At 64.9% G+C, this 12,135-nt stretch carries 12 protein-coding genes; 2 read left to right on the forward strand and 10 right to left on the reverse strand.

From position 1 onward, the window contains the following. Positions 1-328: 328 nt before the first annotated feature. Positions 329-655, reverse strand: coding sequence for a DUF5320 domain-containing protein (locus G3480_RS22275; protein WP_164656210.1), 327 nt, complete (start codon positions 653-655; stop codon positions 329-331). Between the two features lie 149 nt (positions 656-804). On the opposite strand from G3480_RS22275, the gene G3480_RS22280 reads away from it, so the two are divergent. After that, a complete protein-coding gene (locus tag G3480_RS22280) occupies positions 805-1,518 on the forward strand; it encodes an SDR family oxidoreductase (protein WP_164656212.1) in 714 nt (237 codons plus the stop codon). 8 nt (positions 1,519-1,526) lie between these two features. Here the strand turns inward: G3480_RS22280 and G3480_RS22285 are convergent, their stop codons facing one another. From G3480_RS22285 to bioB, 9 genes are all read right to left on the reverse strand, one after another. Continuing rightward, entirely contained in the window at positions 1,527-2,870 is a 1,344-nt protein-coding gene (locus G3480_RS22285) for an SPOR domain-containing protein (protein WP_164656214.1), read from the reverse strand. A 147-nt stretch (positions 2,871-3,017) separates the two neighbouring features. Further along, complete coding sequence (locus G3480_RS22290) at positions 3,018-3,446, reverse strand: FKBP-type peptidyl-prolyl cis-trans isomerase (RefSeq protein WP_164656216.1); 429 nt, start codon at positions 3,444-3,446, stop codon at positions 3,018-3,020. Positions 3,447-3,742: 296 nt separating this feature from the next. Then, a complete protein-coding gene (locus G3480_RS22295) occupies positions 3,743-4,618 on the reverse strand; it encodes a trypsin-like peptidase domain-containing protein (protein WP_420824638.1) in 876 nt (291 codons plus the stop codon). A gap of 154 nt (positions 4,619-4,772) precedes the next feature. Next, positions 4,773-5,987: a D-alanyl-D-alanine carboxypeptidase/D-alanyl-D-alanine-endopeptidase gene (locus G3480_RS22300; protein ID WP_164656218.1), complete on the reverse strand. Its 1,215-nt coding sequence runs from the start codon at positions 5,985-5,987 to the stop codon at positions 4,773-4,775. A gap of 110 nt (positions 5,988-6,097) precedes the next feature. Continuing rightward, entirely contained in the window at positions 6,098-6,844 is a 747-nt protein-coding gene (gene bioD, locus G3480_RS22305) for a dethiobiotin synthase (RefSeq protein WP_164656220.1), read from the reverse strand. Continuing rightward, complete coding sequence (bioC, locus tag G3480_RS22310) at positions 6,845-7,789, reverse strand: malonyl-ACP O-methyltransferase BioC (RefSeq protein WP_164656222.1); 945 nt, start codon at positions 7,787-7,789, stop codon at positions 6,845-6,847. Next, complete coding sequence (bioH, locus tag G3480_RS22315) at positions 7,782-8,600, reverse strand: pimeloyl-ACP methyl ester esterase BioH (RefSeq protein ID WP_164656224.1); 819 nt, start codon at positions 8,598-8,600, stop codon at positions 7,782-7,784. The genes bioC and bioH overlap by 8 nt, the downstream gene beginning before the upstream one ends. A gap of 14 nt (positions 8,601-8,614) precedes the next feature. Beyond that, positions 8,615-9,787, reverse strand: a complete 1,173-nt coding sequence (gene bioF / locus G3480_RS22320; RefSeq protein WP_164656226.1) for an 8-amino-7-oxononanoate synthase — start codon at positions 9,785-9,787, stop codon at positions 8,615-8,617. A 42-nt stretch (positions 9,788-9,829) separates the two neighbouring features. After that, positions 9,830-10,864: a biotin synthase BioB gene (gene bioB / locus G3480_RS22325; protein WP_164656227.1), complete on the reverse strand. Its 1,035-nt coding sequence runs from the start codon at positions 10,862-10,864 to the stop codon at positions 9,830-9,832. Positions 10,865-11,033: 169 nt separating this feature from the next. Here bioB and G3480_RS22330 point away from each other — a divergent pair, with 169 nt between their 5' ends. Then, on the forward strand, positions 11,034-11,744 hold the full coding sequence (locus tag G3480_RS22330) for a ComF family protein (protein ID WP_206171847.1): 711 nt from the start codon (positions 11,034-11,036) through the stop codon (positions 11,742-11,744). Positions 11,745-12,135 lie beyond the last annotated feature (391 nt).

The following is a 12,135-nucleotide window of genomic DNA, read 5'->3' on the forward strand; positions in this document are numbered from 1 at the left end:
ACAACTTCCCCCCTTTCACAAAGGGGGGCTAGGGGGGATTTCGGGCGGCATCGCTCGCATCGGGAAACAATTGATGGGCACGCTCTTAGCATGAAGCTTGCGAATCATGCAACGATGCGAGAACTGACCCCGGTGCTTCGTAACGATGCGAGAACTGACCCCAGTGCTTCGCAAATGAGCCATTTTAGCTAAACTAGGCAGTCTAGCAGGGGGTAGGAAACGGGCCGGGGGCAAAACGGGGGTGGTCATGGGTGGCGCGAGACGCCCTTGTATGTCGCCAGCACCGAGACCGACGTGGCGACCTGGTCGGGGCGCGCCGTGATTGCGCTCAATCCTGATCGGACTCTGCCTCGAGTCTCGCGCGCAGGGCCTCAATCTCTTCGCGAAGCGCCTTGAGCTGCTGCACTTGCTCCTGAAGGTAGGCGAGCTCCTCTTTCATGCGCATCGTGCTCTGGGACTTCTCTCTGTGATCGCGCAGCTTGCTGAGTGCGTCCTTCAGCTCCAGAGAGTCCTGTTCGTGCCGCGCGAAGGATTGCGGGATCTTTGTCGAGCCACTCTTGAAGCTACTGCTTTCGGAGGATCCATAGACACGGTTGAGGATCGCGTCCAGGTCGCTGTCGAAGCCTTTCGGATAGCCTTGAAACTTCTTCGCCATAATCATCCATTGTCAAAGTTTCGGAGAGCGCGGGGTGTCTGACAGTCCTTGACCTTACTCGTCTCTACGGCTCGGAGTATAACCCCTGACCTTTGAGCCGTAGTGCGAGGTTCTTCGCACAAACTTTCTTCACTCAGGAGCCTTCAGCCATGCAGAGCAAGCCTATTGCCGTCGTGACCGGTGCTTACCGTGGTCTCGGTCTCGAGACCTGTCGCCAACTCGCTGAGAAGGGCTACAGCCTGGTGCTAACCGCGCGTCGCGAGCCCGAAGGGCTGCGGGCGGTCGAAACGCTCAGGGCGCAGGGGCTGGAAGTGGACTTCCAGGTCTTGGATGTCTTGGACGAAGACTCGATTCAACAACTCGTCGCGCTCGTCAAGGCAAGGTTCGGCCGGCTCGATGTGCTTGTCAACAATGCGGGCATCTTTCCTGATCCAGCGCCTGGGTCAGGTCAGGAAAGCGTCTTCGATGCGGACTTGGATGTAGTTCGCCGGGGGCTCGAGACCAACACCCTGGCGGTCTTGCGCTTGTGTCAGCTGATGATTCCCTTGATGGATGGGCGGGGACGGGTCGTGAACGTCTCCTCCGGCATGGGGCAGCTCAGCGATATGAATGGCGGCTGCCCTGGATATCGACTGTCGAAGACGGCGCTGAATGCGGTGACCCGCATCTTTGCGGACGAGTTGAGCGGGACGGGCGTCAAGATCAACTCGGTATGCCCGGGGTGGGTGAGGACAGAGATGGGCGGCGCTGCGGCTCCCTTGGATGTGAGCGAGGGGGCCAAGGGTATCGTCTGGGCAGCAACTTTATCCGACGATGGGCCGAGCGGGGGCTTCTTCAGGCATGGTGAGCCGATCGCCTGGTAGCGAGAGATTCAATCCGCAGGCTGGTTGATCATGGTGACTGCTTCGTCGGGGTCGAGCCGACGAATCCAGATGTCGAGCTTCGCCAAGTCTGCGGGCAATTTGCCGGCGACCGCATCGGCGGCCTCCTGGCTGTCGTGGACACTGTGTATCAAGACATACCAGGGACGGCCACGGTAGTTGGTGGTCTGATAGTAGAGTTCCTCTGGCAGCTCATGCTCAGAGATGAACTTCTCCATCGAGTCGAGCGAGTAGAACCCCATCAGCTGAAGGGTAAAGGGCTTGTCGCCTAGCAGGATACGCGTGCTTGACGTTGGCGCGCTGTCGCTTGTCTCTGTACTCTGTATCTCGGATGCGGGGATCTGCTCCTCAGCGGGCGTCTGCTCCGCAGCGAGAGCGGCCTCGCTTTCTTCCTGTGCGGCCTGGGCGTTTGGCTCGGGCGACGGCTGCTGCTCGGATCCGAGCGCGTCGATCGATGTTTCCTCGGCAGTCGGCGGCTTGGCCTCTTCCAGGCTGCTCTGCTCCGGCTGAGCCGGGGTCTTCTCTTCGGTTGCTGCGAGCGCGTCGGTTTGCGCACGCTGAGACACTGCCATGTCATCGTCATGCACGCTAGGCGTTTGCGCTACCTCGCTGGCCTCCTCTGCTGGCGCATTCGAGGCCTCAGGCATTGATTCCGCAGGTTCGGTGTTCGCCGCCTCCGCGGCAACGGGCTGCGCCTCCATCGCCGCGGATAGGGGCTCGGGAGGCATGCGCTCGGGCGTCGCGGCGCGTGCGGCCTCCGTTTCTTCGCTCAAGCGCTCGAGCGATGCCGTGATGTCCGCGACGGCCGCCGAGAGCTTGGTCAGCTGCTCGCCCGCAATAGGGTCCTTCTCAGGCGTTGCAGCGGGCGTTTCGATGTGCTCTACGGCCTGCCCGATCTCGCTGACCTGTGCCGCGAGGGACTGGCGCATCTCGCCGACTTGGTAGTAAACGAAGGTCAAGGCCCCGCCGACCAAGAACAGAAAGATCAGCAGGGCAAGGGCGATCAGCGATGATTGCCGCTTGAGCCGTTCGTCGATGTCATCCCTTTGCGCCTGGAGGGTGCGCTGCAGTCGGGTCGCCGCCTGGCGGCGGTCATCATCGACGTCCCCGATGCGGGAGACCAGCGATACCTCGGCGTCCTGAAACGCCGTTCTCTGCTCTCTCAACGACTCCGCGAGTCGTTCGACCTCGGCTGACAGCGCATTCAGACGAGTCGCCACATCCCCGGTCGTCCCAGGCTGTGGCTTGCTCGTTGCGCTGTCCTCCGCCGTCTCATTCTGATCGGGGCGGGCCTGATCGGGCTGATCTTGGGAATCCTTATTCTTGTCGCTCATCGTTTCCAGGCCGTACTATCCAAAGCTGGCTCGTCTATGTGGCCCCGACGATGCTGGCCTTAGCCGCATCCTTGGGGGGACCCTTTCCGCACCCGGCGAAAGTGCCGAGTGCGCGTGGAGTGTCCGCATTGCCTCCCGCGTCGGCAGCTAGCTGATGGCGACTAGCTCCAGGGCAAAGGTGAGATTGCGACCTGCGAGCGGGTGGTTGCCGTCGATCGTCACCTGCGCGGCGTCAAACGCCTTGACGGTGAAGGAGATCGGCAGGCCGTCCGGACTCTCGGCGCTCAGGATCATCCCCTCGCGCAGCTCGATGTCGTCCGGGATGGCCGAGCGGGGTACCTGCTGCGTCATCTCTTCATTATAGTGGCCGTATGCCTGTTCGGGCGCGATTGTCACTGTCTTGGTCCCACCCGGCGTCATGCCTTGTACGGCAGTCTCGAAGCCAGGGATGATGCCACCATCGCCAATGGTGAATTCGATGGGGTCACTTCCATTCGTCGAATCAAAGACGGTGCCGTCCTCCAAGGTTCCAGTGTAGTGGATCTTGACGGTATCGCCGAGCTTGGCTTCAGACATGACTGAGGCTCCTCTGATTGAGTGCGTTTCACCTTGAGTACGTTTCACCCGCCGGCCGCGACGATCGAGCGAACCGAGTGAGGATCGACTGAACGCTGAAGATTCGAGACGGGAGACGAGCGCTGGGGGATGTCTCTGCACTCTAGAACAGCGGCTCGGTGAGTGCAAACCGGGCCAATTGGCCCGACAGGTCCGCGAGCACGGCAAGTGTCGTCCCTTTGGAGCCCTCGGGGCCGTGACGGCTGGCGTGGGCCATGCCATGCAGGACTGGAACTGCCAGGCCCTGGCTCGCGCGCTCATCGTGAGCGGGTGAGCTTGTGCAGTGCTGTGCTGGCGCGGTTGCTGGGCACGGCAAAGCCGATGCCGACGTTGCCGCCGGTTGGGCCGATCAGGGCCGTGTTGATGCCGACCACCTCGCCAGCCAGGTTGATCAATGGCCCGCCGGAGTTCCCTGGGTTGATCGAGGCGTCGGTCTGGATGAGTTTACCGAGATGGTTGCCCGCGACACCGCTGCGGCCGACCGCGCTGACGATGCCCATGGTGACTGTTTGGCCCAGCCCAAAGGGATTGCCGATCGCAATCACGAAATCGCCGACCTCGAGACGGTCGGAGTTGCCGAGCTTCAAGGGCTTCACCTTCACGGGTGGGATCTTGAGAATGGCGATGTCCGTCGCGGAGTCCGAGCCGATGCGACGCGCGCGAAAGGTGCGTCTGTCCTTGAGGGTGACGATGATCTTGGTCGCGTCCCTGAGCAGGTGATTGTTGGTCATGACGTAGCCGTTCTTGGCGTCGACGATGACGCCGGAGCCCATGCTCTTGCGGCGCTCGCTCGGGTCCATCTCCGGTGCCTCGACGCCGATCCTGTCGAGGAAGCGCCGAAATTCAGGGTCGCGCAAAAAGGGATGATCCTCCTCTCCGACGCGCGATTCGACCGAAATATTGACGACCGCCGGAGTGACCTGGCGCATCAAGCCGGCGAGGGATGGATAGCCTTTGCCGCCTTGGCTCAGCAGGAGACCGGCAGGGCTGGCCGAATCCGCTGCCATGGGTGTCGATGGGGCTGGCGTTGTGCAGGCGGCAAGCGTGAGCACGGCCAACAGGAGGATGGCATGCCCTATCGGGAGGAGTCCTCTGGAGACAGGGATCGGGATTCGGTGCGGCAAAGCAGGCATAAGGGATCCTGGTGGTTGAGCACTTAGGCCCGAGTCCATCGACTGACGCGTCGATCCGAGGCGATCCATGACATGCGGCCAGATTGTGACACGAGCACGTCGTTTCTGGGTCGCGCGCCAGCGGGATGTCAGGACGGCACGCAAAGCGCGCAGCCTAGCGCGCCAGGCTGCTGGCGACGCGTCGTCTGAGGTTGTACTCGACAGGCTGATTGATGAGCAAGGCAAAGGGCGCCCAGCGGCCGTTGCGCTTGACGAAGCCGGCGTAGCAGCTGACGCCGCGTAAGGTTCCAGTCTTGGCGCGCACCCTGGGATCACCATCTTGCGCCGCCAGCAGCTCACGGTAGGGTGAAAATGCCTCGACAAGCTCGACCAGCTGCCGCGCGGTCAATCGGTTTGCCCGCGACAGTCCGGCGCCGTCGTCGATGCGGAAGTCGCGCCAACCGAAGCGCCTGCGCGCGAAGCTGGTCATCGCCTTTTGAGCCGCCGTCATGCTGACGCGGCCGCGCCCATCGGGCTGGGCCAGTCTCAAGAAGAGGGCGTTGGCAATGAAGTTGTTCGAGTACTTCAGCATGGGCGAGAGCATCTCGGACAGGGTGCGGCTGTTGGCGTGTCGATAGACGAGGCGTGCGTTGGCTGGGACAGGCGCATTCTTTTGTTCGTCGCTCACCGCGATTCCCGCGCCTTTCAGCTTGGCCGCCAAGAGTTCGCCGAAATAGCGCAGGGCGATGGGACGCTCGCGCAGATTCACCCGCTGCTTGCCGTTGCTGCCCGCCAGGCCGAAGCGCCGAGCCGTGGGCGTCAGTTCGGTCTGAGTCTCCGCGCTGCGCACGCTGGCACCGCTGCGCACAAGATTGATGGTGTTGAAGTTTGCTGCCAGCGCGGTGACCGGGGCGTCATAAGGATTGTCCGAGGACGAGCGACCGGCGATCTCGACCTCCGGGCTGAAAAAGCTGTCGTCGAGGCCGATTCCGGCCACCTGTCTGATCCCTGCCTTCTTGAGGGCGCGAACGATGCGGTCCAGCTCCTCGGAGACCAGATAAGGATCGGCGTAGCCCTTGACCCAGAGCCAGCCGCTGCGGTCCTGGAAGAATTCGGTCTCGAAGCGGTAGCTTGGCCCCCAGGTCTCGAGTGCGGCAAAGGCGGTCAGAAGCTTCATGGTCGATGCGGGCACGCGCGGCACCTCGGCTTGATAGGCGATGAGGTCACTGCCGCCATCCTTGAGCAGCAGGCTCGCCTTGCCTAGCCCCTTGACCTGGGCAACCGGATCGGCCCCGGCCAGGGCAGGACGGAATAAGGCGAAGACGATGAGGAGCGTGAGTCCATAGCGCCAATACGGGCTCAAGCCGTGGCGGAGTGCGGGTCTTTTCATGGGGGGCACCTTACTGCTGATCCTTCGAATCTGCAGAGTCTATGCGAGCAGTCACGGATAGGCGAGCGGCTGAGATGACCTGGGGCTTTTGGTCTGGAAGATTGCGCGCCTCAGCCTGCGCTGGAGCCGGCTCCCGGTGCGGGAAACTCCAGGTCCAGCTGCGCAAGTCGAAGGTGCGCGGCGATCTCCGCGGGGGCGGGCCTGTCCAGCCAGGGGATGGTGCCGATGCAAGGCGCTTGGATCAAGGCTCCCAGCGTTGCCAGATTGGCGTCGCGCTCCAACATGGCTGGCTCGACCTGATTGGCGATCCAGCCCGCGAGCTTGACCCCGGCGCTCTGGATGCTCTCGACGGTCAGGATGGCGTGGTTGAGGCAGCCAAGCTTGAGACCGACGACCAAGATCACCGGCAGGTCCAGCGCCTTGGGGATGTCGCCCAACCAGAGCTCGGGGCCGAGCGGTACGCGCCAGCCGCCCACGCCCTCGACCACCACGAACTCGGCCTCGCCGCGCAGCGACTGGAAAGCAGTGACCATGGTGGTCGTGGAGATGGCGACGCCGGCCTCGCCAGCGGCGATGTGCGGCGCGATGGGCGGCGAAAAGGCGAAGGGGTTGACGACCCCATAGGGCGCGTCGCAGGAGCCCTGCGCGCGGATTTGCTCGGCATCGGCGTTGCGCAGTCCCTCTGCGTCCTGCTCGCAGCCCGTTGCCACAGGTTTCATACCGAGGATGCGCAGCCCGCGCGACTGCAGGGCCGACATCAGGCCCAGGGTGATCTCCGTCTTGCCGCAGCCGGTGTCGGTCCCGGTGACGAAGACGCCGCTAGCGGCGTTCCGCGGTTTCTCTGGGCCTGCCGCCATCTATGAACTCCGCTTACGTCCGCCGAGGGCGCTGACCGGAATGCTGACACCCTCCGGCGTCTGCCTCTGCAGGGGCGCCCAGGCGTGTCCATAGACGACCTCGTAGCTCGCCGGGAGTCTTCCCTCGCTGCGGTAGGCCTCGTAGGCGGCTTCCAGCGCCCTGAGGCGCGCGCGGCCGGTCAGCGCCCGGGGCCGCTGCGCGGTGGCATTGTGCGCGCCGAGAATCTTGAGGTCGCGCATCAGGTCTTGTGCATGCGCGTAGGTGAGGGTGAGCCGCTCGGCATCCATGACCGTATCCGCGAAGCGCACCCTGGTCAGGGTATCGCCGATGTCATGCATGTCCAGGAAGGGGCTGACATGGGTGTCGGCGTCGACCTGGCTCCAGGCCTCGCGCAGCTCCCTGAGCGTGTCCGGGCCGAAGGTGGTGAACATGAAGAGGCCGCCCGGGCGAAGCACCCGCAGGCATTCGCCGAAGGTGCGCTCCAGGTCGTTGCACCACTGGAAGGTTGCGTTGGAGACGATGAGGTCGACCGAGGCATCGCCGAGCGGCAACTGCTCGGCATCGCCGCAGATGCACCAGGGGCGGCGCATCCAGCTGCCGCGCCGCCGCGCCTGGCCGAGCATGCCGTGGGCGAAGTCCAGGGCGATGACCCGGGATTTGGGGTAGCGGCGCGTCAGCCCATCGATGGCGTAGCCGGTGCCCGTGCCGACGTCCAGGATCCGCTCGGGGCGCAGGCGCACATAGTCCAGACGCTCCAGCATGCGGTCTGCGATCTCGCGCTGGAGGACGGCGACGCTGTCATAGGTCTGGGCGGCCCGCTCGAAGCTCTGGCGGGCACGGCCTTTGTCGATGGGGCTCACTGGGTTTGGACGCTTGGGGCTGGTTGTAACATGGCTTTGGGGTTGGACAGCAAGCCCTGGATCCAGTGCCTTGAGGTCAGACATCGCCGGGCGCCTCTGCCGACGTTGGCGCTGACTCCAGGTCGGCGAGAAAGCCTGCGATCTCGGCCGCCGTCTCTTGGGGATGCGAGAGCTGCGGGGCGTGGGCAGCGCCGCGAATGACACGGGTCTGCGCGCCCGGCATCAGCATCTCGACGCGCTCGGCGACGCCGGGCGGGGTTAGGGTATCGCGCTCCCCGAAGATCCAGAGTGCAGGGCATTTGATATCCGGGAGCCGACCACGAAGGTCGCCGTCCGCGAGGATGTCGAGTCCGACGGACAGCGCCTGCGGATCCGGGTCGGGCCGCTCGGAGAGTTCATGGCGCAGGGCGCGTAGCGTCTCGCGGGCTGTCTCGCTGCCTCGGACCTGGAGGGCAAGAAATCGGCTGAGCGTTCCCTTAGGGTCGTCCGCGAGTCCAGCGCGGAACTGATCGAGCGTCGACTCGGGCATCGCCGGGGTCCAATCCGTCGCTTGGACGAAGCGTGGCGTCGCCGTGAGCAGGACGAGGCCCGCGACGCGGGCAGGCGCGCGCAATGCCGCCGCCAGCGCGATCAAGCCGCCCAGCGACCACCCGAGCCACAGTGCCCGCTCCGGCGCGCGTTCCAGGCAGGCGTCCGTCCAGCTCCAGAGATCGCGCGTTGCGGCGGAAAAGTGCCCACTGCCGTGCCCCGGAAGGTCGACGGGATGCTGGGTCCAGCCCGGCGCGATCGCTTGCTGGCAGGCCTTCCAGACTGCGGACTGCATCCCCCAGCCGTGGAGCATGACCAGGTCCCTGGTGGTTGGCTCGGTCCGATTTGAAGTCTTGTCTTGAGTCATTGGCGATATCGGAGTTAGGCATCCGAGGCTGACAGGCCGCTAAGCGCGTCGAGGAGTCGGTCGACGTCGGTCTGTGAATGCGCTGCGGAGAAGGTGATACGGAGTCTGGCCGTGCCCTCGGGCACGGTCGGCGGACGGATGGCCGTGACCAGAATGCCGGCACGCTCGAGCGCGTGGCTCCAGGCCAGCGCGCGCGCGGCGCTGCCTGCTGGCAGCGGCTGAATGGGCGTGTGCGAATCGGATAGCGTGAGCCCGAGCTGGGCCGCGCCTTCACGAAAACGCGCGATCAGGGCATTCAGATGCTCGCGTCGCCAGTCCTCACGCTCGGCGATGGCGATGGCCGCGAGTGTCGCGGTCGCGAGTGCCGGCGGGGTGGCCGTGGTGTAGATGTAGCTGCGGGCACCTTGAATGAGGGTCTCGATCAGCGCCTCCGAGCCAGCGACGAAGGCGCCGAAGGTGCCGAATGCCTTGCCGAGGGTGCCCATGAGGATGGGGACGTCGTCCAGCCCGAGACCGAAATGGTCGACCGAGCCGCGTCCGCCACGTCCCAGGACGCCGAGGCCATGTGCATCGTCGACCATGAGCCAGGCGCCTGCCTTCCGCGCGCTCGCGGCGAGGGCGGGCAGCGGGGCCAGGTCGCCGTCCATGCTGAACACGCCGTCGGTGGCGATGAGGCGCGCCGAGGCCCTGCCCAGCATGCGTTCGAGCCCAGCGGAGTCCGCATGGGGATAGCGTGTGAGCTTGGCCCGGGAGAGGAGGGCGGCGTCGAGCAGGGAGGCATGATTCAAGCGGTCTTCGAAGACCGCATCGCCGCGTCCGGCCAGGGCCGTGATGACGCCGAGATTGGCCATATAGCCGGTCGAGAAGAGCAGGGCGCGCGGGCGCCCCGTGAAGGCTGCCAAGGCCTCTTCCAGGCGATGGTGGGCCGCGCTATGACCGTTGACCAGGTGTGCGGCACCACTGCCCACGCCCCAGCGCGCGGCGCCGCTTTGAAGGGCGGCGGCGACCTCCGGATGCGCGGCGAGACCGAGATAGTCGTTGCTGCAAAAGCTCAGCACAGGCCGGCCCTCGACGACCCCGTGCGGGCCTTGAGGCGCCTCCTGGATGCGGCGGCGGCGGTAGAGCTGGCTGGCCTCGAGCCGCGCGAGGTGCTCGTGCAGCCCTTGGTCTGGCGTGCCTGGCGTCATGCGGCGGCTCGATCTCGACGGGATGAAGACAGACGCCGGCCGTCAGACGCTGAGCGCGAGCTTGTGCTCGGTGTGTTTGTGGCAGGCGCCTGGCTCCGTGCGCTCGGCCTCGACCTGCTCGAAGGCCAGTCCCAGCCGCTCGAAGAGCTGGCGGTCGCGATCGGATTCGGCATTAGGCGTGGTGAGCAGACGCTCCCCATAGAAGATCGAATTGGCGCCAGCGAGAAAACAGAGTGCCTGCAGCTCATCGCTCATCTCGGTGCGGCCGGCCGAGAGTCTGACATAGGAGGCCGGCATGAGGATTCTTGCGGCGGCGACGACACGGACGAACTCGAAGGGGTCCAGCTGGGCCTGGCCGAAGAGCGGCGTGCCTTCGACTTGCACAAGCAGATTGATGGGCACGGACTCTGGATGGGCCGGCAGATTGGTCAGCTGACGCAGCATGGAGGCGCGGTCGCGGCGCGACTCGCCCATGCCCAGGATACCGCCGCTGCAGGTCTTGAGGCCGACGTTGCGGACATGCTCGAGCGTATCGAGACGGTCCTGGTAGGTGCGCGTGGTGATGACCTGGCCGTAGAATTCCGGAGAGGTGTCGAGATTGTGGTTGTAGTAATCCAGCCCGGCCGCCTTGAGCCGGCTTGCCTGGTCAGCGTTGAGCATGCCCAGCGTGACGCAGGTCTCCATGCCTAGGGCGTGAACGCCCTCGACCATGGCGATGACCTGGTCGAGATTCTTGTCGGTCGGGTTGCGCCAGGCCGCGCCCATGCAGAAGCGCGTGGCGCCCTTGCTCCGGGCCTCTTCGGCGACCTTCAACACCTCGCCCACCGGCATGAGGCGCTCGGACTCGAGCTTGGCCTCGTGCTTGGCACTTTGGGCGCAATAGCCGCAGTCCTCGGGACAGGCACCCGTCTTGATGCTCAGCAGGGTGCTGACCTGGATCTGGTTCGGGTCGAAGTGGTCGCGATGGATACTTTGCGCACGGAAGAGAAGATCCGAGAAGGGCAGATCGAAAATGGCCTCGATCTCTTCAAGGGTCCAATCGTGGCGGATGGGGGCAATGGAATGAGGCAGTGACATGGCGATCTTGATGGCGAACGGCTAATCGGGCGCTGGAAATCTCCCAGACGAAGTGCGCCACTTTATCGAGCGACACGCCGTTGTCAACCAAAGCAGCCTGCTTTTGGTTTACAACTTTGAACTGTGAAGCGGTGGCTCATGCGGGCATGACAGGCGCGCGATAGGGGTCATGTACACTCTGCGGATGCTGTCGAAACTGCTCGATCTCTTCTACCCGCCAACCTGCATCCTCTGCGGTGCCGCTGGCGCTCAAGGCTGGGACCTGTGCACGGGCTGCCATGATGAGCTGCCGTGGAATCGCAATGCCTGCGCGCGCTGCGCGCTCCCATTCGACGGCCCCGTCCCCGCCGAAGCCCATTGCGGCCGCTGCCAGAAGGCGCTGCCAACCTTCGATCGCTGCCTTGCCCCCCTGAGATATGAGCTGCAGGTGCCGGCATTGATCACCGGCGCCAAGTTTCGCGGCAAGCTCAATGCGGCCCGCCTGCTTGGACAGATTCTGGCCTCGGCGCTGCAATCAGAGGCGATGGCGCTGCCCGATGTCCTGATCCCAGTGCCCTTGCACCTCAAGCGGCTCAGGGCGCGAGGCTACAACCAGGCGCTCGAGATCGCGCGCAGCCTCAGCGCCGTTCTCGAGCTGCCTGTCGACACCAGAAGCTGTGACCGGGTGACGGCGACGCCGCCTCAGGCCGGGCTCGACGAGCCTGAGCGTCGGCGCAATATCCGCGGCGCCTTTGTCGCGCGGCGCTCGCTCGCTGGCGAGCGGGTCGCGATCATCGACGACGTTGTCACCACGGCCAGCACGGTTGGCGAACTCAGCCGAGTCCTGCGCCGCGCGGGCGCCCAAGGTGTCGAGGTCTGGGCGGTCGCGCGCACGCCTTGAGCTGGTGCACGACAAGACATCTGTGACCGGTCGAGCGCGCCCGGCGCCGTTGTTTCCAAGGCTCTTTCGTCGCGAATTCCGAAGATTCCCCCACCTCACACCTTGGCACCTTCCAACTAGATGACGGGAATGTCCGCAATCGACTCAGCGCGATCACTGAGGCAGCAACCTGCACTGAGGGTCCGGTCCCAATTCCAGATGCTGGCAGCGGCGTTGACCATCGGACCGTCCAGTCGGTTGACTCGACACCGTGCATTCTTACAGGCAAAGCGATGTGGGAGCGGGGCCCCCCCCCCGCCCGACCCCCCCAGCGGCCGGGGGCCCGCCCCCCCCCCGGCGGGGGGGGGGCCGCAGAAATAAGCAGGGCCCGGGGGGAACTATTAGGGGGGGG

It is taken from the genome of Thiorhodococcus mannitoliphagus (genome assembly GCF_010915725.1).
In the GTDB taxonomy this organism is placed as follows: Bacteria; Pseudomonadota; Gammaproteobacteria; order Chromatiales; family Chromatiaceae; genus Thiorhodococcus; species Thiorhodococcus mannitoliphagus.

Bases quoted from the DNA above. Each gene is read 5' to 3' on its own strand.
- G3480_RS22275 (WP_164656210.1), bottom strand. From the start codon at position 655: ATGGCGAAGAAGTTTCAAGGCTATCCGAAAGGCTTCGACAGCGACCTG.
- G3480_RS22280 (WP_164656212.1), top strand. From the start codon at position 805: ATGCAGAGCAAGCCTATTGCCGTCGTGACCGGTGCTTACCGTGGTCTC.
- G3480_RS22285 (WP_164656214.1), bottom strand. From the start codon at position 2,870: ATGAGCGACAAGAATAAGGATTCCCAAGATCAGCCCGATCAGGCCCGC.
- G3480_RS22290 (WP_164656216.1), bottom strand. From the start codon at position 3,446: ATGTCTGAAGCCAAGCTCGGCGATACCGTCAAGATCCACTACACTGGA.
- G3480_RS22295 (WP_420824638.1), bottom strand. From the start codon at position 4,618: ATGCCTGCTTTGCCGCACCGAATCCCGATCCCTGTCTCCAGAGGACTC.
- G3480_RS22300 (WP_164656218.1), bottom strand. From the start codon at position 5,987: ATGAAAAGACCCGCACTCCGCCACGGCTTGAGCCCGTATTGGCGCTAT.
- bioD (WP_164656220.1), bottom strand. From the start codon at position 6,844: ATGGCGGCAGGCCCAGAGAAACCGCGGAACGCCGCTAGCGGCGTCTTC.
- bioC (WP_164656222.1), bottom strand. From the start codon at position 7,789: ATGTCTGACCTCAAGGCACTGGATCCAGGGCTTGCTGTCCAACCCCAA.
- bioH (WP_164656224.1), bottom strand. From the start codon at position 8,600: ATGACTCAAGACAAGACTTCAAATCGGACCGAGCCAACCACCAGGGAC.
- bioF (WP_164656226.1), bottom strand. From the start codon at position 9,787: ATGACGCCAGGCACGCCAGACCAAGGGCTGCACGAGCACCTCGCGCGG.
- bioB (WP_164656227.1), bottom strand. From the start codon at position 10,864: ATGTCACTGCCTCATTCCATTGCCCCCATCCGCCACGATTGGACCCTT.
- G3480_RS22330 (WP_206171847.1), top strand. From the start codon at position 11,034: ATGTACACTCTGCGGATGCTGTCGAAACTGCTCGATCTCTTCTACCCG.